This window comes from Pseudarthrobacter sp. PvP004 (genome assembly GCF_017876035.1).
GTDB lineage: Bacteria > Actinomycetota > Actinomycetes > Actinomycetales > Micrococcaceae > Arthrobacter > Arthrobacter aurescens_A.
Genome location: NZ_JAGINL010000001.1, coordinates 361713 through 382595, shown reverse-complemented (window position 1 = coordinate 382595; position 20883 = coordinate 361713). Strand labels below are relative to the sequence as shown.

Below are 20883 nucleotides of genomic sequence, written 5' to 3'. Positions count from 1 at the left end.
TCGGACAGGACCTTATCCGGGGCCTGGCCCGGACCCGGCTCAGCGCTGCCCTAGTCCGGCATGGACATGGTCCGCAGGTCCAGTTGCCGGAGTACCCTGTCAGCCACTTCCGGATCGGTGCCTGGCTCGTTGCGGGCTGCCACCACTTCCTGGCGGGCAGCATCCAGGGCGATGGTCTGAACGGCGATGGATAGTTCCCGTCCACGTTTGCGCTTCTCGGCGACGGATTCGTTCCGCAACGTGCCGTCCAACAGCTCCGCATGGAGGCGGCGCATCTTTTCCTTGACCAGGGTCACTTTCTCGGCAGGGAGTTCCTTCATGAGGTCGTGGTCTTTCAACGCAGCCACAGCAGCGGACTGGGCGCGCTTGGCAAGGACCTTGGCGGCGTCCTGTTCATGTGATCCGTCCTCGGTCGCATCCAGAACGCGCATGAGCCACGGAAGCGTGAGGCCGGGGAGGACCAAAGTGGCCAGGAGTACCGCGCACGCAATGACCAGGATTTCGTGGCGTGCCGGGAAGTCGCTGCCATCCGGCAGGGTCATGGGGAGGGCCAGTGCCAGCGCCAGGGTGGCCAGGCCGCGCATGCCGCACCACGTCAGGATCAACACTTCCTTGGGCGACGTCGGTTGCAACAGGTTTCTGCGCTTCCGCGCTGTGAGGGCGAGGAGGCCCAGCCATAGGAAACGCACCACGAATACCAGGATGCAGATCACTACGGCCATGCCGATCATCCCGAAAATCGCCGTTCCTTCGTCCCGGATGACGTGCCGGATCTCCAGCCCCACCAAACCGAAGGCCAGGCCAGTAGCAAGCAGTTCCACCACGTCCCAGAAGGCGGTGCGCGTAATGCGTTCAGCGGCGTCCTGCGGCCGCGTATGGCGCTGCAGTTCCAAAGCGGTGACGACGACGGCCACCACACCTGAAGCGTGCAGCTCTTCCGCGAGGATGTAGGCGGCGAAAGGAACCACCAAGGTCACGGCGCTGCGGGCGACCATGGAGGTTACCAGCTTGGTGATGAACTTGGTCAGCCAACCCATCGCGATCCCGATGACGACAGCCAGCGCCGCACCGATGACAAACTGCGGAATGACTTCCGGGCCCACTTCCTTGCCGGACATCGTTGCGGCCACAGCTGCTTGGAAGATCACGATTGCCGCGGCGTCGTTGAAGAGCCCTTCACTTTGAAGGACCGTGATGAGCCGGCGCGGCATGTGGACCCGGCCCGCCACGGACTCCACGGCAACGGGGTCCGGCGGGGCCACCATGGCACCCAAAGCAATGGCCGCCGGGATGCCGATGCCCGGGATCATGAGCCACGCAGCACCGGCTACCACCGCGGTGGACACCACCACCAGGGCCACAGCCATCAACAGGAGGGTCCGCCAACGCACCCGGAAAACCGCCCAAGAGCTCTTCTGCGCCGTAGCGAACAGGAGCGGCGGAAGGAAGATCGGCAGGATCAGTTCGGGCGAAATCTCAAACTCAGGGAAGCCGGGAATGAAGGTGAGCGCAACAGCCAGGATCAGCATCAGGACCGGGTAGGGAAGCCGGAGCCTGTCTCCCAGGCCCACTGCCACCACCGTTGCAAGCAACAACCCGACGATGAGCGCCAACTGATCCATTTTCCTGCTTCCCCTGATGGTGTACGGCACTTCCCCAGGCCAAGCCGAAAAAGTTCCCTACCAACATATCCCGGTCCGCAGGACTGTCCCCGTACGCAGACGGTGCGGGGTCAGTACTCCGCTGGGTCAGTACTCCGTGAGGGCATCCACTACATCCTCGGTTCCATCCTTGAACCTGATGGTTCTGTGGATGGTCCCCGGGAGCTCCAGGACGGCCGCTGTCACCAGGGCAACATTGGCCCTGGAGGTCTCTGTGCCGTTGCCGGGGTTTGCTGGATCCGTTTCGATCAGGCCGGTGGCAGGTTCATCCGTCAGAGTTCCCGGGCCAAGGATCGTCCAGTCGAGGTCAGTGCTGCGCAGGTACTCATCTGCCGCCGCTTTGGCCTCCGCGTAGGCGAAGAACGGGTGGTCCTCGGGAACACCGTGATCTTTGGCAGCGCCGATGTAGGAGACCATCACATACCGTTTGACGCCGGACTCGGCTGCCGCGTCCATAGATCGTATGGCTGCGTCGCGGTCCACGGCATAGGTCCTGGCAGGATTCCCTCCGCCGGCGCCGGCTGACCAGACTACCGCGTCATGGTCGGTGAACGCCTGGGCGAGTTCCGCCGTCGTCGAATTTTCCACGTCCAGCACCTCAGCAGTAGCGCCGGTCTCCGTGACATCTGCCACATGGTCGGGATTTCGGATGAAAGACGTGACGTCGTGACCTTCGCCACTAAGAATGCGGGACAGATGCAGGGCCACTTTCCCGTGGCCGCCAATGATTGCGATTCGGCTCATGGACCCATTCTGTCCCACGGAACGAAAAAAGACCCCGCAGGCGAAGCTGCGGGGTCTTGCTCTGTAGCGGTGGGGAGGCTCGATCTCCCGACCTCACGATTATGAGTCGTGCGCTCTAACCAACTGAGCTACACCGCCACGAATGAGAAAAACCTGTGTCAAGCCGGTCAAAACCGCCTTGACACAGGCCCTCATCCAGAGCCCCCCACCGGAATCGATCCGGTGACCTCGTTCTTACCAAGAACGCGCTCTACCACTGAGCTAGGGGGGCAACGAGTAAATACTCTACCGGACGTTTTCAGAAGCTACAAATCGGCGAAAAAACGCAGAAAAACAGCGCCGACACAATTTGCGAAGACGCGGCCTTCGTGATCTATTTCCGGCTTCGAAGCGGCAGGCTTCAGGGCAGCCGGAGCACCTGCCCGGGGTAGATCCGGTCCGGGTTCGGCACGGTGTCCGCATTGGTTGCGATCAGGGCTCCAAGGTCCACGCCGTACTGCGCCGCGATCCCGCTCATGGTGTCGCCCTGCTCCACCACAACCTCCGTGACCCGCGGTGCCACCGGTCCCGGCTGACCCGTCCCTGCCGCGGCCTCAGAGGCGGCCTCCTGCGCTTGAGGCTGGACTTCCGGGGCCTCAGGTTCCAAGCCCTCCTGTTCGGCCTCCTGGGCTGCTGCGGCGTCTGCTGCTGCCTGCTGTTGGGATGCCTGTGCGGCAGCGGTCTCCGCAGCAGCCTTGTCGGCAGCGGAAACCTCGACGGCGGCGGCATCCTCCGCGGCTTGCCTCTCCGCAGTCCGGTCAAACGGAGCTGCTCCGCTTCTCTCGTCTGCGCCCTTGCCTCCGAAGCCCAAGTTCTTCTTCACGTTGTCCAGCAATCCCATGGAGCACCCTCCTGTTTTCTGCCGACTGTCTTTTCTGCCGACTGTCAGCCGTGCCTCGATCGTACGGCCGGGCACGGCCCCACGGAACCCGCTCCTGTGGGAAATCCCCGCCGCACAACGGCGCGCGCAGCCAACAAGCCCCGGAGGGAAGCATTAAACACATCAGGGGGCCGGCTCGAAAGCCGACCCCCTGACGGGAACTACTTAGTGTTTACCACCAAGGAAGTGTTTACCACTTGCCCTTGCGGTTGAAATCGCGGTTGCTGCCTTCGCCGCCGGTGCGGGGCTTGCGGGCACCGTCACCGTGACCACCGAAGCGGGAACCGCTGGCCTGGCCACGATCGCGGTCGCCGAAGCTGCCTGCGGTGCGCTCTGAACGGTCGCTGTAGGAGCGTCCGCCACGATCAGCAGAGGTACGCTCGCCGTCGGACTTGCGGAAGTCCTTCTTGAAGCCGCCGCTGCCCTTGAAGTTTCCGCCGCCACGGTTTTCGCGGTCGCCGTAACCACCGCGTCCACCAGCGCCGCCACCGGAGTAACCGCCACGGTCGCCGCTGGGCCTGCGTCCGTTATCCAGTTCGAGGTTGATCAGCTCGCCACCGATGCGGGTGCGGGACAGTGCGCGCAGCTGCTCGGGGCTCAGGTCTGCCGGGAGCTCCACCAGGGAGTGGTCCGAGCGGATGTCGATGCCACCGATCTGTGCGGAAGAGATGCCACCTTCGTTGGCAATGGCACCAACGATGGAACCCGGCATGACGCGCTGACGGCGTCCGACGGCGATCCGGTAGGTGGCGTTGCCCTCGGTGAGCGCACGGGTCGGGCCACGGGAACCGAAGCCGTCCTTGGAGCGCTCGCGCTTCTGGTACTCAGGAGCGGCAGGCAGTTCCTTGACCAGCAAAGGCTGTCCACCCTGGGCCATGACGGCCAAGGCTGCAGCGATCTCGGAGGCCGGCACGTTGTGCTCTTCCTCGTAAGAGGAGATGAGGTCGCGGAACGCTGCGACATCCTCGGACTCGAGGGTCTCCGTGATGCGCTCGGCGAACTTGCCAAGGCGCAACGTGTTCACGGTCTCAGCTGTGGGCAGGTGCATCTGCTCCACCGGCTGGCGCGTGGCCTTTTCGATGGAACGCAGCAGGTACTTCTCACGCGGCGTCATGAACAGGATGGCATCGCCGGAACGGCCTGCACGGCCCGTACGGCCAATGCGGTGCACGTAGGACTCGGTGTCGTGGGGGATGTCGTAGTTGATGACGTGGCTGATGCGCTCAACGTCAAGGCCACGGGCCGCGACGTCGGTAGCAACCAGGATGTCGATGCGGCCTTCCTTCAGCGCGTCCACAGTGCGTTCGCGCTGCTGCTGCGGGATGTCGCCGTTGATGGCGGCAGCTTGGAAACCGCGGGCCTTGAGCTTGTCGGCCAGGTCCTCGGTAGCCATCTTGGTGCGCACGAAGGCGATGACGCCGTCGAACTCTTCAACCTCAAGGATGCGGGTCAGGGCGTCCAGCTTGTGCGGGCCCATGACCTGGAGGTAGCGCTGCTTGGTGTTGGCGCCGGTGGTGGTCTTGGACTTCACCGAGATCTCAGCCGGGTTGTTCAGGTACTGCTTGGACATGCGGCGGATCTGGCCCGGCATGGTGGCAGAGAACAAGGCAACCTGGCGGGTTTCAGGAGTCTGCTGGAAGATCTGCTCAACGTCATCGGCAAAGCCCATGCGCAGCATTTCGTCAGCTTCGTCCAGCACCAGGTACTGGAGTTCGGACAGGTCCAGGGAACCCTTGGCGATGTGGTCGATCACGCGGCCGGGGGTACCGACAACAACCTGTGCACCTCGGCGCAGGCCGGCGAGCTGGGGGCCGTAAGCCGAGCCACCGTAAACGGGAAGGACCGTGAAGTCATCAATGTGCTTGGCGTAGGAGGTGAATGCCTCAGCAACCTGGAGGGCCAGTTCACGCGTCGGAGCCAGAACAAGCGCCTGGGTCTTGCGGGACGGGCCGTTGAGGTCGTGAAGTTCAGCCAGGCGGGACAGGGCAGGAACAGCGAAAGCTGCGGTCTTGCCGGTACCGGTCTGTGCGAGGCCTACAACATCGCGGCCTTCGAGGAGGAGCGGGATGGTGGCTGCCTGAATGGGGGACGGCTTTTCGTAGCCGACGTCCTGCAGGGCGGCCAGAACGCGTCCGTCGATGCCAAGATCGACGAAGCGGACGCCTTCTTCTTCCTCTTCTTCTGCCTTCGGGGCAGGAGCTTCGGTGAAGGCGGGGGCTGCAGTCTCAGCTGCAACGGTCTCGACGGGGGCAGCGGCAGCAGCCGGTGCTTCAGCTTCGGCGGGAGCGGAGGTCTCCGCTACATCAGCGGACTCGGTGGTCGCTACATCAGCGGACTCAGCGTCGAAGTTTTCGTTGAGATTTTCGGTCATAGGGGGAAATTCCTCATCCATAGGGCAGTCGGCGCGGCCCGGTTGGGCTTGGCCGCATTACTCGTCGCGAGAAACAGGAAAAGGTGCCCTGCTTTTCGCAAGAAGTCCGGCGCTATCGCAATCCCATGGCAGGACTTCCCGCTGCATCTCTTGGCTGCTATCCCAGCAGTCTGTACAGCGTTTTCTTTAGCCGGCTCTCCCTATGAAAATGCCCGCACACATTTGCGGGCCCCAACACTTACCAGTCCTGCCTCAAGAATTGGGCAGGATAAAGGGATTTCCGGAGTGGGGGATATTTCAAGTGTAGGGCACAGAGGCCCATCACCGCGACCCGAGAGCCCCTGAAGCCCGGGTGAGCTTGTTCACACAAGCTCTTCGCTCCCCCGCTAAAGGCCCTGGAGCCCGTTTCTCCGCATGACCTTTTCAAAGACCGGACGGTAGTCCTCCTGCAAACGGATCTCTCCGTCGGCCTCGGCATCCAAGAGAATCTGTACCAGTTCGGGGCTGGGCTCGCTGAACCACTGCCCCACCGTAATGCCGTGCTTGGGGACGAAGGTGCGGTGGATGTGGTCTCCCGCTGAGATGGTGCCTGTCTTGATCACCCTGAGGTAGGTCCCGATACGGCCGGCCTGCGTGAAGCGCTTCACCCATTGGGGCTCACCGATCACCCTTTGGAAGGTTGCGCACGGGACACGCGGTGACGTGACTTCCAGTTCCACATCCAGGCCAATCCTCCAGCGTTCGCCGATCACAGCGCCGGTGGTTTCGATTCCGGCCACGCGCAGGTTTTCCCCGAAGAGACCGGCGGGCAGCTCCCGCTGCAACTCGCCGGACCAGTAGTCCGCATCCGCCTGTGAATATGCGTACAGGGCTTGGTCTTCGCCGCCGTGATCAACCCGGTTGGCCTGCACATCCCCGTGAAGGCCAAGTTTGTGAACCTTGATTGCCCCCTCTACAGGGCGCTTGTCTATGCCGGTGACTCCCACGCTCCCCTGGGGGTCGGGCAGCAACTGGTGGACACGGCAGACGGCAAGGAGGGATGCGGTGTTCATGGACACCAGTGTACGGACGGGCGGAGCCAGGACTAAGGATCAAAACGATAGCCCATGCCGGCTTCCGTGTGCAGGTGGCGTGGTTCAGCGGGATCGCGCTCCAGCTTGCGGCGCAGTTGGGCTATATATACGCGCAGGTACTGTGTTTCCTTCGCGTACGCCTGCCCCCACACCTGGGTAAGGATTTGCTGTTGGCTCACCAGCTTCCCCTTATTGCGGACCAGCAGCTCCAGGATGTTCCATTCCGTAGGCGTCAGGCGCACTTCCGAGCCATCCTTGACGATCTTCTTACCGGCCAGGTCAACCATGAAGTCCGTGGTGGCCAGCGTGGGTTCCTCGTGCTCGGTAACCACCCGGCGGGAGGCGACCCGAAGCCGCGCAAGCAGCTCATCCAAACCGAAAGGCTTGGTCACGTAGTCGTCCGCACCGGCGTCGAGCGCTTCAACTTTGTCCTCCGAGGCGTGCCGGGCGGACAGCACAATGATGGGCATACTGCTCCAGCCGCGAATGCGGCGGATGATCTCCACGCCGTCCATGTCCGGCAGACCGAGGTCCAGCACCACGATTTCCACCGGCTGCTTGGCAGTGGCTTGCAGCGCGTCAGCGCCGGTCCCCACAGTCAGCGCCTGGTAACCGTTGGCTTGAAGGGTGACCTGCATGGCCCGGGCAATGCGGGCCTCGTCCTCAACGATGAGCACCAGCGTCATTGCGGCCCACCGGTCCACAGCGGCAAGGTGACCACCATGGTCAAGCCGCCGCCCGGCGTCGGCTCCGCAGCGAGCCTGCCGCCCATGGCCTCGCTGAAACCCTTTGCGACGGCCAGTCCCAAACCGATCCCGCCACCGGCACTGATTCCGGCCCCGGGCGCAGGCGACGTCGAATCACCAAAACGCTGGAACGGCTGGAAAATATCCACCACTTCCTTATGCCCCACTCCCCTGCCGTGATCGACGATTCTCAGTTCGCTGGCGGGCCGGTCCCCCAAGGTGATGCCGGCGCCGGTGCGGGCAGTCAGGACCACATCGGAGTCGGGCGCATACTTCACGGCGTTCTCCACAATGTTGGCCACCACCCGCTCAAGCATTCCGGCGTCGGCCTGCACAGGTGGAAGGTTGGGCGGCAGTTCATTGCGCAGCCGTTCCTTGGAAACTCCCCTCAACGCCTGCGGCAGCACCTCAGCCCACACAATGCCGGTCAACAGCGGATTGACTGCATCCGCCGTGATTCGCGACATGTCCAGGAGGTTGTCCACCAAATGGTCCAGGCGGTCCGCATACTCCTCGATGGTCTCCAGCAACTCCCGTTCCACGTCCGGCGGGAAACTCACGTCCTCCTGGCGCAGGCTGCTGACAGCGAGCTTGATCCCGGCCAACGGAGTTCGGAGGTCATGCGAAACAGCGCGCAGGATGGACGTTCGCATCTTGTTGCCCTCGGCCAACCTCACGTTGTCCCGCCGGCTCTTCACCAGCTGCTGCCTCTCCCGGACGGCCACCACGAAAGCACCGAAGGCGGCCAGCATCCGCTGGTGCTGGGCTGACAAAGGACCGCCGCGCAGCAGCAGCGTGTAGTGAGGATCGACGACGGCGGCATGGTCGGCGGCGGCATGGGTCACCGGCGGATTCGGCCCGGCACTCGCCAGGACACGCCACTCGGTCTGGGCGCCGGCTGTTGCTGCCAATCCGGGGGCGACCGGCGACTGGGAACCCAGCAGCGACACCGCTTCCATGCCCAGGTTGCTGCGCACTTTCTCAAGGAAGGTTTCCAGGCTTCCATCCGAGCTAAGGATGCGCAGGGCGAGCTCACTGAGCGCCGTGGCCTCCGCCCCGGAGCGTGCGGCTTCCTGTGCCCGGCGGCTTGCAAGCCCCACTGCGAGCGCCACACCACAGGCCACAGCAAGGAAAACCACCACGGTAAACAAAGTGGTGGGGTCGGCGATGGAGAGGGAACCCACAGGGTCCGCGGAGAAATAGTTCAGGAGGACGCTGCCCAGCACGGCGGCCACCACTGCCGGCCACAAACCGCCGATGGCAGCCACCGCAACAGCCACAGCCAGTTGCAACAGCATGATCATGGCGAAGTTGCGGAAGCCGAGGACCGTGACCACCAGTTCAATGCCCGGCGGCAACAGGACTGCCAGCACCAGGCCCGTGACCACCCGGCCGGTGCCAATGCCGCGAACCGAGGGAAGCCGCAGCAGCACGCCGTCGTCGCCGCTGTTATGTGCTTCAGGTCCCGCCATGGCTACATCCTTACACGGTTCCGAATATGGGGAGTTATCCCCATATACCGCTGTCACCCGTGCCTGCACCGCGCACAACGACTAGGCTTGCTCTGAGCATTCTGGTCCGGCGTGCCGCCGGACATTTCAACGGTCTATCCAGGGGGATACCATGGGCCCGAAAGACAGCCCTGACGCAGCCGGCAACAACGGCGGCAGCAGGGACAACAACGCCGACTTCGGAGCGGGCAATAATCAGCCCAAGCCTCCTCCCTGGCAGGTGCCCAAGCCGGAGCTCCATCCTGAGCTGTTCACGCCCGTGGAAAACGACCCCGCCCAAAGCAGCTCCGGGAAGAGGAAGAAATCCCCCGCCGGGGCACCCCCTGCCGGGGCAGGCGCACCCCAGCCCGGCCAGCCCCTCCCCGTGGTTGACCCCTTCGCGAAAGAACGCGAACGCGGCGAGGCCGAGGCAGCAAAGAAGAAGAAGCGCTCGCATCGCCGCACCTTGGTGGTGGGCCTGGGCGTGACCGCCCTTCTGGCCGGAACCATTACGGCGATCGTGGCCAGCAATGAGCAGGAAGCCGACTACGCACAAGTCTGTTTCAATGACGAAACCGGCGAACGCGTTGACGACACCCAGTGCGACAACAGCAGCTCGGCGGGCCGCAGCTCAGGGATATACGCCTGGTACTTCTATTCCCGGGGTGCCAGTGTGCCTGCCGTGGGGCAGAACCGCAGCGCCTACCCGAGCTACACCAAGACCGTGCCTACGGGGGCAAAGTCCTCCACGGGGTACAGCACCAAGGGCGGCACGGTCAGCCGAGGCGGCTTCGGCAGCAGTTCCAAAAGCGGCGGAAGCTCGGGAGGTTAGGCGTGCGTCGACTGCCCTCCGCGCCCAGGCCGGACTGGAAGCAAAAGATCGAAGAACAGGGCCTGGTATTTTCCACTACCACCATGCCCGATGGCCGGAAAATCGAATACTGGAACGAATCGGCCTACTACGAATTCACCGAGGACGAGGTGGAGACCCTCGAGAAGACGGCCGAGGACATGCACATCATGTGCTTGGAGGCCGCGAAGTACTTGGCCACCGGGGCCATGGGCGATATCGGCATCGGGCAGCAGGCCTTGGAACTCGCTGCCGAGTCGTTGATGGCCGCGGACATGGACATTTACGGTCGCTTCGACTTCATCTATGACGGCAACGGCGGTCCGGCGAAAATGCTGGAGTACAACGCCGATACCCCCACGGGCCTGATCGAAGCCTCTGTGGCCCAGTGGTTCTGGCTCCAGGACGTCTTCCCGGAAAAGGACCAGTGGAACGGAATCCATGAGGCCCTGATCCGCCAATGGAAGAAGCTGCAGTTCCGCACCGGCATGAGCACCCTGCACGTTGCCCACTCGGAGGCGGAGGAATCCGGCGAGGATTGGATGACTGCCGCCTACATGCGGGACGTCGCGAGCCAGGGCGGCTGGACCACCATCGGCATCAACATGTCCGATATCGGCTGGGACCCCAACCTGAACCGGTTTGTGGACCTGGACAACTTCATGATCAGCACCATGTTCAAGCTGTACCCGTGGGAGCTCATGATGAAGGAACCGTTCGGGCAACGGCTTCTGCAACGTGCCCACAACCCCCGCTGGGTTGAGCCGGCATGGAAGATGCTGCTGTCCAACAAAGCCTTGCTGGCTGCGCTATGGCACCTCTACCCCAACCATGAGAACCTGCTGCCTGCCTACCTCGGCGATCCGGGTCCCCTCAAGGAATGGGTGGCCAAGCCGCTGCACGGGCGGGAGGGCGACAACATCCGAATTCACGCCCCCGGCATCGAGATCCAACAGCCAGGTGGTTACGGCCGTGAAGGCTGGTGCTTTCAGCAGTACCACGCCCTCCCCGACTTCGACGGGAACCACCCTGTCCTGGGTCTTTGGGTAGTGGATGGCGAATCCGTGGGCTGTGGCATCCGCGAATCCGACGGACCCATCACGGACTACTTTTGCCGCTTTGTTCCCAATACCATCGACGCCCCGGCGCCTGTCGCGCCCCCTGCTACTTCCTACGGAGCTGCACTATGAGCACTGAAACCTCGACGCCGGGTGGCGGCTCAGCGGGCGGCGACCGTACCGCCGTCGTACCTCCCAAAGGCCTCCACGCCGGGATCCTGGACCTTGGCGACTCCGTCATGCTGGGCCTTGCATCCACCGCGCCCGTCTACTCGCTGGCGGCAACGCTGGGGCTCATTGTGGCCGTTAATGGGAACTACACTCCCCTGATCCTGATCCTCGGCTTCATCCCGGTGCTGTTCATTGCCTACGCGTTCCGTGAGCTCAACAGCGCCATGCCGGACTGTGGCACCACATTCTTCTGGGCCCGCAAGACCTTCGGGCCGTGGGCCGGTTGGCTGGGTGGCTGGGGCGTGGCACTCGCGGGAGTGGTGGTGCTGGCCAACCTGGCGCAGATCGCGGGCAAGTATTTGTGGCTGCTGATCGGTGACGGTTCCCTGGCCGACAACACGTGGCTGGTGACGGCTACTGGTGTGTTGTTCATCGTGTTCATGACGTACGTGAACCATCGTGGCATCCGGCTGGGCGAGCATGTCCAGCGCACGCTGACTTACATTCAGTACATTTCGTTGGGCATCTTCGCGGTGGCCATCATCTTCCGGATCGCCGGGGGCGCGCCTGAGGGCCAGGCCTTCGACTTCGAGTGGTTCAACCCCGCCGGCGCCTTTGCCGATCCCGGCGCCGTGGTTCACGGCGTGCTGCTTGCCCTGTTCATCTACTGGGGCTGGGATACCTGCCTGGCGCTGAACGAGGAGACGGAGAACCCTGCCAAGACGCCTGGACGTGGCGCCGTCATCTCAGCCTCTGTTCTGGTGGCGATCTATGTTTCCGTGGCGCTGCTGGTGATGATGTATGCCACGATCGGTACGGACGGTATCGGTCTGGGCAACGAAGCAAACCAGGATGACGTGTTCCTGGCTATGAAGGACGTGGTGTTGGGTCCTTGGGGCTGGCTGATCATCGTGGCTGTGCTTGCGTCCGTCCTGTCCTCCACACAGACCACCATCCTGCCGACAGCCCGCGGAACCCTGTCCATGGGTGTCCACGGTGCACTGCCTCCCCGGTTCGGCAAGGTCCACGAGCGCTTCATGACCCCGGGCTTCTCCACCCAGGTGATGGGTGCGGTGGCCGTGGTGTACTACGTGGCCATGAGCTTCTTGAGCGAGAACCTCCTCTCGGACTCCATCAGCGCCATCAGCTTGTTCATCGCCTTCTACTACGCACTGACCGGCTTCTCCTGTGTGTGGTTCTTCCGTTCCACGCTCCGGGATTCCGCCCGGAACCTGTGGTTCCGTGGCATCCTGCCGTTCCTCGGCGCACTGTCCCTCACAGCGGCGTTCTTCATTTCCGCAGTCCAGATGTGGGATCCGGCGTACGGGGACACCCAAATCTTCGGCATCGGCGGGGCGTTCGTCAGCGGAGTGCTGCTGCTGGCCTTGGGCGTTGTTTTGGCCGTCGTGTGCCGCTTCGCCCCCTCCACCCGGGGCTACTTCACGGGTGACCGGGCCGAGGTTGGGGTGGTCCGCGGCGAGTAACCGCGACGGAAGGCAGTGTTCGGCGCCTAGGATGCTGGAATGAGCGATTCGATGACGAACACCTCCGACGTCCTTGCCCTCGATTCTCTGCTGACCGCGGACGAGCTTGCCCTGCGCGACCGGGTCCGCGACTACACCGCGCAACGGATCCGACCCAACATCGCCCGCTGGTACGAGGACGCTCATTTCCCGCGCGAGCTCGCCCCGGAGTTGGGCGAGCTCGGTGTACTGGGCATGCACCTGGACGGTTACGGCTGTCCCGGCCGGACCGCCGTCGAATATGGTCTTGCAGCGATGGAACTGGAGGCGGGTGATTCGGGGATCCGCACCTTCGTTTCGGTGCAGGGCTCCCTTGCCATGACGGCGATCCACAAGTGGGGCTCGGAGGCGCAGAAAGAGCAGTGGCTGCCACGGATGGCGGCCGGCGAACTGATTGGTTGCTTCGCCCTTACGGAGCCGACGGCGGGGTCGGACCCGTCATCCATGACCACCTTTGCCCGCGAAACGGCCGACGGTTGGGTCCTGGAAGGTGCCAAACGTTGGATCGGCCTCGCGTCCATCGCGGACGTCATGGTGGTGTGGGCCAAAACCGAGGACGGAATCCGCGGGTTCCTGGTTCCCGCCGGAACATCCGGGGTGACCGCGACGCCTATCGAGCCGAAGCTCTCCATGCGTGCGTCCATTCAGTGCGATGTGAAGTTCGACGGCGTGAGGCTGGGTCCTGAGGCCGTCCTCCCGGGTGCCATGGGACTTAAGGGACCGTTCTCGTGCCTCAACGAGGCACGCTACGGCATCGCGTGGGGAGCCATGGGAGCTGCCCGGGACTCCTACGAAGCTGCGCTGGAGTACGCAGGGAACCGACTCCAGTTCGGCCGCCCCTTGGCCGGTTACCAGCTGACGCAGGAGAAACTGGTGAACATGCTGGTGGAGATCCAGAAGGGCACCATGCTGGCCCTTCACCTGGGCCGGTTGAAGGACGCCGGTCATCTTCAACCCCAGCAGATTTCCTTGGGCAAGCTGAACAACGTCCGCGAGGCCATCAAGATCGCCCGTGAGGCCCGCACCATCCTGGGCGGCAACGGTGTGACGCTGGATTACTCACCGCTGCGCCACTCCAACAACCTGGAGTCGGTGCGGACGTACGAGGGCACAGATGAGGTGCACACCCTGATCCTGGGGCAACACATCACGGGCATCGGGGCTTTCCGCGGCTAGCCCGACTGAGTGCCGGGCTGTCCCTCGTTGGGTCCGGGTTCCGGGAGCACCAGCAGCTTGAAATAGCCACGCAGGCCCTTGACCACGTCCACCTCGTCGGGGGCCAGCAGCCATTGCGTTTGAAGCCCGTCCCACAGGGCAACCAGGGACATGGCAGCTTCACCAGGATCGACCCCGGGGCGGAGCCTGCCCTCTGCGGCCAGCTCGGCAAACCGCCGCGCGTAGCTCTTTCGGAGACGTTCGAATCGTTCGGTGAAGTAGACCCGTCCTGGGTGCGAATCGGTGACCGACTCCGCGGACAGAACGGTGTACAACTCAACCACGCCCGGGATGTTTTCGTTGAAGAGCGCCGTCCGGATCACCGAGTCAACCAGGCCTTCTTCCATGTCGTCCGGAAAGGCGTCGCCCGTGATTTCGTCGCGGCGCTCCAGGACTGCCATCAGGAGATCGCGTTTGGAAGGGAAATAGTGCAGCAGGCTGGTTTGGCTTAGCCCCACCCGATCGGCAACGTCCTGCAGTGATCCACCACGGTAGCCGTGGGCAGCAAACACCTCATGGGCGGCGTCCAGAATGGTCCGGCGCCGTTCTTCGGATTTCGCGTACGGACCCCGCCTCGCTGCGCGGCCCACGTCCTTTGTGGTCATGGCAAGCCAGTGTACATGCGTCTTGGAACCCTCTTTGCGAAATTCGAGTACCCACTCGAATTTTCTGTTACCGTTGTCACACTTGCCACGGCCGGACCTACGAATCCAAGCGCGCGGCATCGTCAACCTGACACGAAGAGGTGAAGGCTAATGACCCCATTCACGCGAAGACAACTCCTGGGCGCAGGCCTGGGAACAGCAGCCATGGGCCTGCTGACCGGGTGCGCAACTCCAGGAACACAGTCCGTCAACGCTGCGCCGACCATCCCCGCCGCCGGCGAGCCCGTGCGACTTACCTACTGGGCCTGGCTCAAGGATTTCCAGAAAGTTGCCGACGTCTGGAATGCAGCCAATCCGAACATCCACGTGGACGTGGTGTGGATTCCGGGCGGCAACTCCGGCGGATATCAGAAGCTCTACTCGGCCCTGGCAGCAGGAGGCGGACCGGACCTGGCCCAGGTGGAGTTCCGCTCCATCCCGGAGTTCATGCTCGTAAATGGCCTGGTTGATGTGTCCCGCTACGGCGCCGATGATCACGCCCACTTATACGACCCCACCTTGTGGAAGCAGGTCAGTTACACCGGGGGTGTCTACGGCATCCCCCAGGACGCCGGCCCCATGGGCATGTTCTACCAACCGGCCATCCTGGACAAGGTGGGCGGAGTCGCTCCTAAAACCTGGGACGAATGGGCTGCGCTGGCCGTCGAACTTCGCTCCGTGGACAGCTACCTGGACTGCTTCCCCATCAGTGACGCCTCTCCGTTTGCCTCTTTCGCGGCGCAGGCCGGCGCGCAGTGGCTGCGCCCCGAGGAAGACGGCTGGGTCATCAACATGACGGACGACGCCACGCTCAACACCGCGCGTTTCTTCGACAAAGCGATCGACGACGACCTCGTCACCACAGCGTACGGCGCCTTCTCCCCGGGCTGGTTTGCAGCTGCCAGCAAGGGCGGCATTGCCTCGACCATAACCGGCAGCTGGGGTGATGCTCTGGTTCAGGGTGTCAGCGGCTCCGAAGGAAAGTGGCTCGCAGCACCGATGCCCACCTGGGGTGATACTGGCTTCGGCTCAAGCTACCTCGGCGGTTCCACGGCAGCAGTCCTGGCCAACAGCAAACACCCCAAAGAAGCAGTCGAATTCGCCGTGTGGCTGACCACGTCCACAGAAGGAATCGACGCCCAGATCAAACACAGCGGCATCGGCTGGTCACCCAACCCCGATTTCATCGGCACGGAGCGGCAGCAACCCTCGGCATTTTTCGGCGGCCAACGCTACAACGAGGAAGTTTTCGTCCCCGCTACCAAACAGCAGAACCCTGACTGGTCCTGGTGGCCGGTAACCCAGCAGTCCTTCAACATCCTCAGCGACGGCTTCCGCAAGAAGGCCTTCGGGACCACGTTGGTGGACTCCGTTGCTGATTCGGAGCAGCAGATCATAACCGTTTTCAAGAACAAGGGCCTCAGCATCCGGAAGGAAACGGCATGACGACCACCCGCACCGCACCCACCGTGCAGCGCCCCGCCGCACCAGGCCGCCCCGGCAAGCGAAACGGTGCTGCCGCACGCGCACCTTGGCTCCTGCTCGCCCCATTCCTGGGACTCTTCGTCCTCACCTTCCTGCTGCCCATTGTTGTGGCCATCATGTCCAGCTTCACCAAGGTGACCCGCAGCGGACTGTTCGGCGAGGCCGGGGTGACCAGCGAATTCGCAGGGTTCAGCAACTACGCCCAGGCCCTGGCAGACGGCAGCTTCGTGGCATCCATTGGCCGAATGCTGTTGTTCGGTGTGGTCCAGGTGCCCGTCATGATCGTCCTGTGCACCGCGTTGGCTCTCATGCTCGAATCGGCGTCGGCAAAATGGCCGGGCTTCTTCCGTGCCGCCTACTTCCTCCCCTACGGCGTACCGGGAGTTATCGCCACCATCCTCTGGTCCTTCCTGTACGTGCCCGGGCTCAGCCCGTTGTTTGACGTCGCGAAAATTGTGGGCCTGACCCCGGATTTCCTCGGCGCGAACAGCGTGCTGTGGTCCATCGCGAACATCGTCACGTGGAGTTACACGGGCTACAACATGCTGATTATCGTGGCCCAGCTGAAAGCCATCCCGGTGGAACTCTACGAGGCCGCCAAGGTGGATGGTGCCTCCACCTGGCGCGTTGCCCGGAGCATCCAACTCCCCCTGATCCGTCCGGCCCTCATGCTCACCACGGTGTTCTCCATCATCGGAACGCTGCAGCTCTTCGCTGAGGCCCAGGTCCTCAAGACGGTGGCGCCGGCAATCGACAGCCAATACACGCCGAACCTCAGCGCCTACACAACTGCTTTTGCCTACAACGACTACAACGTCGCAGCAGCACAGTCGGTCATCATCGCCGTGGCCGCGTTTGCCCTTTCCTTCGCCTTCCTCGCACTGACGAACAGGAAGTCCTCATGACCGCCACAGCCACGAAGCCAACCACCACGCCCGTCCGCAGCAAAGCTTCGGCAGGCCCGGACCGCTCAGCCGGACGACGGCGGTCGTCCACCATCATTGTCACCGCACTGTTGGTGGTGGTCGCCTTGTACTTCCTGATCCCCGTGTATTGGGTCTTCGTTGCCTCCACGAAGTCCACGGAAGACCTCTTCTCCACCAATGGCTTCTGGTTCGCCCCCACGTTCTCTTTGTGGGAAAACATCGGCCGTGTGGTCAGCTACGACGACGGCATTTTTGGCCGTTGGTTCCTGAATTCGGCGATCTACGCCGGCGTCGGCGCGCTTCTGGCCACGTATTTTGCGGCGGCCGGTGGCTATGCCTTGGCCAAGTATGAGTTCAAGGGACGCAATCTGGTGTTCGGCACCATCCTGGGCGGCGTGCTGGTTCCCGGCACAGCCACGGCCTTGCCGCTTTTCCTGCTGTTCAGCCAGATGGGCCTGGCCAACACGTACTGGAGTGTCCTGCTCCCCTCGCTTGTCTCGCCGTTCGGCCTGTTCCTCTGCCGCATCTACGCCCAGGCCACTGTGGATACCTCGCTGATCGAGGCCGCCAGGATCGACGGCGCGGGAGAGCTCCGCATCTTCCACACCATTGGGCTCAAGGTTCTGACGCCGGCACTGGTCACCGTGTTCCTGTTCCAGCTGGTGGGCATCTGGAACAACTACTTCCTGCCGCTGGTCATGCTGTCCGATTCCGAGCTTTACCCCATCACCCTCGGCCTGAACAACTGGCTCAGCCAGGTTGACCGTTTGCCCGAATTCTATGAACTGACTACCGGCGGCGTGCTGCTTTCCATTATTCCGCTCAGCATCGCCATGGTTGTCCTGCAGCGCTTCTGGCGCGGTGGACTGACAGAAGGAGCCGTTAAGTAATGACCATCAACTCCCACTACATCACTGACACCGGTCCCGGCACCGGAAAGAGACTCCCGGCCCGTTCCTGGCTGCACACAGACGCGCCAACATTCTCCCTCAACGGCCAGTGGCGTTTCCGGCTTCTCCCCGGCGCTCCCGGAACCCCTGGCGGTCGCGGCGTCCTTCCCGCCGGTGAGGCCGTGGAAGGCGTCGCCGAGGAAGCCTTGGACGATTCCAGCTGGGAGCAGATCCCGGTTCCGGCGCACTGGGTCCTGGAGGGTGAGGGCCGCTACGGGCGCCCCATTTACACCAACGTCCAGTTCCCCTTCCCTACCGACGCACCACATGTCCCGGACCAGAACCCCACCGGCGACTACCGCCGAAGCTTCGATCTTCCCGGGGACTGGGACGACGCAGAGCGCATCGTGCTGAGGTTCGACGGCGTCGAATCCCGCTACAAGGTATGGCTTAACGGCAACGAAATCGGCGTGGGAACCGGTAGCCGGCTGGCCCAGGAATTCGACGTCACCGAGGCCGTGCGCCCCGGACATAACGTGCTGGCTGTCCGCGTCCACCAGTGGTCAGCCTCAAGCTACGTCGAGGACCAGGACCAATGGTGGATGCCGGGCATCTTCCGCGACGTCACGCTCCAGGCCCGCCCCAAGAAGGGTCTCGACGACGTCTGGTTGCGTACGTCTTACACCGCCGGTTCAGGCGTCATTGACCCCGAGATCACGGCCGACGAGGCCGCCTACCCGGTTCGGCTGTCAGTTCCGGAACTCGACGTCGGCGTCGTCTGGAACACCCCTGCCGACGTCGCCCCGGTGGCGATTGCCGGCGTCGAACCTTGGTCCGCGGAGGTTCCACGCCTGTATAACGCAACAGTGGCAAGTGAAGGCGAGACCGTTTCGCTGCGCTTGGGTTTCCGAACGGTGGAGATCAAGGGTGACCAGTTCCTGGTGAACGGCCGCCGCGTGGTGTTCCACGGCGTGAACCGGCACGAGACACATCCGGACCGCGGGCGTGTGTTTGACGAGGACTTCGCCCGCGCGGACCTCGCCTTGATGAAGCAGTTCAACGTCAACGCGATCCGCACTAGCCACTACCCTCCGCATCCCCGTTTGCTGGACATCGCGGACGAGCTGGGCTTCTGGGTGATCCTGGAATGCGACCTGGAAACGCACGGCTTTGAACGGCACGGCTGGGTGGGCAATCCCAGCGATGATCCCGCGTGGCGTGAAGCTCTGGTTGACCGCATGGAGCGGACGGTGGAGAGGGACAAGAACCACCCGTCCATCGTCATGTGGTCGCTCGGCAACGAGTCAGGCACGGGCTCCAACCTCGCCGCGATGTCCGCATGGACGCACGCCCGCGACGCCGGCCGGCCCGTCCACTACGAGGGCGACTACACGGGTGCCTACACGGACGTTTACTCGCGGATGTACTCGTCGGTTCCGGAAACCGAGGCGATCGGTCGGGACGACTCCGGCTCATTGCTGCTCGGCTGCTCCGCGGCGGAGTCCGCACGGCAGCGCAGCAAACCGTTCATCCTGTGCGAATACGTCCACGCCATGGGTAACGGTCCCGGCGCCATCGATCAGTACGAGGAGCTGGTGGAACGCTACCCGCGGCTACACGGAGGGTTCGTCTGGGAGTGGCGGGACCACGGCATCCGCACCACCACAGCCGACGGCACGGAGTTCTTCGCCTACGGCGGCGACTTCGGGGAGGTGGTCCACGACGGCAACTTCGTGATGGACGGCATGGTCCTGTCCGATTCCACGCCCAGCCCGGGGCTTTTCGAGTACAAGCAGATCGTCGCTCCCCTGCGCTTGGGCTTCAGCACTGAAACCCACGACGGCGGCACGCGCCGTTTCGTCTCCGTGGCCAACCTGCGGCACACGGCTGATGCATCGGACGTCGTACTGCGCTGGCGTACGGAAATGGATGGCGTCCTTGGTTCCTCCGGAGAGCTCGACGTCGTGACTCAAGCAGGCGCGTCGCTCGCAGCAGGGGCCTCGGCGCTTGTCGAGTTGCCGGAGTTCGCTGTGGCCAGTGGCGAACACTGGCTGACCGTGGAGGCGGTGCTCCGCAAGGACACCGTATGGGCCGAAGCCGGGCATGTCATCTCTGCCGCGCAACTGGAACTGGAATCGCGTCCGCGCCTTGCAGTCCCGCGCCCCGTGGCATCAGTGGGGCAGGCCGCTTCATCGGGGGCCGGGACAGTATCGCTGGGCCCTGGCGTCTTCGAGGACGGCCGTCTGGTCTCGCTCGGCGGGCTTCCGGTGTCCGGGCCGCGGCTTGAGTTGTGGCGGGCCCCCACGGACAACGACGCCGGCGCCGGCCGCGGCAGCTACGACCTCGCAGATCCTTGGCTCAACAACGGCAACGGCACTCCCGCTCCGTCCATGGAAACTGTCTGGCGGGCCGCTGGATTGGACCGGCTCACGGCACGGGTAGAGAAAGTCTCAGCCAGTGACAGCGGCGTAGTGACCCGTACCCGATACGCCGCGGCCGACGCCGCACACTGGGTCTCTGTGGAGGAGACCTGGCAACTATCGGGCGGTGAGCTGTGGCTCCGCCTGGACATCGTTCCGAGCGCGGGATGGGACATCATCTGGCCCCGGGTCGGGGTGCGTTTTGACCTGCCCGGATCAGTGGACGGTGCGTCCTGGTTCGGCGCCGGCCCCCGTGAGTCGTACCCGGATAGCATGCACGCAACGCTTGTGGGCCGCTACGCAGCCGGCATCGATGAGCTTTCGGTGGAATACGCCAAGCCGCAGGAATCGGGACACCGAAGTGCTGTCCGTTCCCTGGATCTTCACACGGCCGGCGCTCCTTGGATGCAGCTCGATGCCGTCCCGGACTCCCGCGGTCGCCTGCCCGGTTTCACGCTCTCCCGGCACACAGCGCAGGAGATCTCGGCGGCCGCACACCCGCACGATTTGCCAACCAGTCAGGGCAGCTTCCTGTACCTCGATGCCGCCCAGCACGGGCTCGGGTCCAGGGCGTGCGGACCGGATGTCTGGCCGGAGTACGCGCTGCGTCCGGAAGCGCGAACGCTCACGTTCCGGATCAGCGAAACCAGCTAGGCTCCCCCCGTTGCGGGGCCTGCTCTGCGCGCTTCCGAGCACG

16 protein-coding genes and 2 tRNA genes are annotated in these 20883 nt (G+C 63.6%); 8 read left to right on the top strand and 10 right to left on the bottom strand.

Features of this window, described 5'->3' with window-relative positions:
- Positions 1-50: 50 nt before the first annotated feature.
- The 9 genes from J3A64_RS01655 to J3A64_RS01615 form a co-directional block, all read right to left on the bottom strand.
- Positions 51-1622: a Na+/H+ antiporter gene (locus J3A64_RS01655; protein WP_210063519.1), complete on the bottom strand. Its 1572-nt coding sequence runs from the start codon at positions 1620-1622 to the stop codon at positions 51-53.
- Positions 1623-1748: 126 nt separating this feature from the next.
- The gene (locus tag J3A64_RS01650; RefSeq protein WP_043470527.1) at positions 1749-2405 is read right to left on the bottom strand and encodes an NAD(P)-binding oxidoreductase; all 657 of its coding nucleotides are present in this window, start codon (positions 2403-2405) and stop codon (positions 1749-1751) included.
- Between the two features lie 64 nt (positions 2406-2469).
- Positions 2470-2543, bottom strand: a tRNA-Met gene (locus J3A64_RS01645).
- Positions 2544-2604: 61 nt separating this feature from the next.
- Positions 2605-2676 (bottom strand) — tRNA-Thr (locus J3A64_RS01640).
- Between the two features lie 129 nt (positions 2677-2805).
- A complete protein-coding gene (locus J3A64_RS01635) occupies positions 2806-3285 on the bottom strand; it encodes a LysM domain-containing protein (protein ID WP_210063518.1) in 480 nt (159 codons plus the stop codon).
- A 229-nt stretch (positions 3286-3514) separates the two neighbouring features.
- A complete protein-coding gene (locus tag J3A64_RS01630; RefSeq protein ID WP_014922427.1) occupies positions 3515-5695 on the bottom strand; it encodes a DEAD/DEAH box helicase in 2181 nt (726 codons plus the stop codon).
- A gap of 386 nt (positions 5696-6081) precedes the next feature.
- The gene (locus tag J3A64_RS01625; RefSeq protein WP_210063517.1) at positions 6082-6747 is read right to left on the bottom strand and encodes an MOSC domain-containing protein; all 666 of its coding nucleotides are present in this window, start codon (positions 6745-6747) and stop codon (positions 6082-6084) included.
- A gap of 32 nt (positions 6748-6779) precedes the next feature.
- Positions 6780-7454 (bottom strand): response regulator, encoded by a 675-nt coding sequence (locus J3A64_RS01620; RefSeq protein WP_011775662.1) that lies wholly within the window; start codon positions 7452-7454, stop codon positions 6780-6782.
- Positions 7451-8986: an ATP-binding protein gene (locus J3A64_RS01615; protein WP_210063516.1), complete on the bottom strand. Its 1536-nt coding sequence runs from the start codon at positions 8984-8986 to the stop codon at positions 7451-7453. The genes J3A64_RS01620 and J3A64_RS01615 overlap by 4 nt, the downstream gene beginning before the upstream one ends.
- Positions 8987-9137: 151 nt before the next feature.
- On the opposite strand from J3A64_RS01615, the gene J3A64_RS01610 reads away from it, so the two are divergent.
- From J3A64_RS01610 to J3A64_RS01595, 4 genes are read left to right on the top strand one after another with little or no spacing between them, the layout of a single operon-like run.
- Entirely contained in the window at positions 9138-9836 is a 699-nt protein-coding gene (locus J3A64_RS01610) for a Tat pathway signal protein (RefSeq protein ID WP_210063515.1), read from the top strand.
- A gap of 2 nt (positions 9837-9838) precedes the next feature.
- Complete coding sequence (locus J3A64_RS01605; protein ID WP_014922432.1) at positions 9839-11044, top strand: glutathionylspermidine synthase family protein; 1206 nt, start codon at positions 9839-9841, stop codon at positions 11042-11044.
- Entirely contained in the window at positions 11041-12567 is a 1527-nt protein-coding gene (locus J3A64_RS01600; RefSeq protein ID WP_014922433.1) for an APC family permease, read from the top strand. Before J3A64_RS01605 ends, J3A64_RS01600 begins: the two co-directional genes overlap by 4 nt.
- A 39-nt stretch (positions 12568-12606) precedes the next feature.
- Complete coding sequence (locus tag J3A64_RS01595) at positions 12607-13782, top strand: acyl-CoA dehydrogenase family protein (protein ID WP_210063514.1); 1176 nt, start codon at positions 12607-12609, stop codon at positions 13780-13782.
- Here J3A64_RS01595 and J3A64_RS01590 read toward each other — a convergent pair.
- Complete coding sequence (locus tag J3A64_RS01590) at positions 13779-14426, bottom strand: TetR/AcrR family transcriptional regulator (protein WP_238324347.1); 648 nt, start codon at positions 14424-14426, stop codon at positions 13779-13781. The two genes, J3A64_RS01595 and J3A64_RS01590, sit on opposite strands and share 4 nt — an antisense overlap.
- Positions 14427-14576: 150 nt before the next feature.
- Here J3A64_RS01590 and J3A64_RS01585 point away from each other — a divergent pair, with 150 nt between their 5' ends.
- From J3A64_RS01585 to J3A64_RS01570, 4 genes are read left to right on the top strand one after another with little or no spacing between them, the layout of a single operon-like run.
- The gene (locus J3A64_RS01585; protein ID WP_210063513.1) at positions 14577-15911 is read left to right on the top strand and encodes an ABC transporter substrate-binding protein; all 1335 of its coding nucleotides are present in this window, start codon (positions 14577-14579) and stop codon (positions 15909-15911) included.
- Positions 15908-16855 carry a carbohydrate ABC transporter permease gene (locus J3A64_RS01580; RefSeq protein WP_210063512.1) on the top strand — a complete coding sequence of 316 codons (948 nt, stop codon included), beginning with the start codon at positions 15908-15910 and terminating at the stop codon, positions 16853-16855. The genes J3A64_RS01585 and J3A64_RS01580 overlap by 4 nt, the downstream gene beginning before the upstream one ends.
- Complete coding sequence (locus J3A64_RS01575) at positions 16852-17766, top strand: carbohydrate ABC transporter permease (RefSeq protein ID WP_011775671.1); 915 nt, start codon at positions 16852-16854, stop codon at positions 17764-17766. Before J3A64_RS01580 ends, J3A64_RS01575 begins: the two co-directional genes overlap by 4 nt.
- Positions 17766-20840 (top strand): glycoside hydrolase family 2 TIM barrel-domain containing protein, encoded by a 3075-nt coding sequence (locus tag J3A64_RS01570; RefSeq protein WP_210063511.1) that lies wholly within the window; start codon positions 17766-17768, stop codon positions 20838-20840. The genes J3A64_RS01575 and J3A64_RS01570 overlap by 1 nt, the downstream gene beginning before the upstream one ends.
- The last annotated feature ends 43 nt before the right edge of the window (positions 20841-20883 follow it).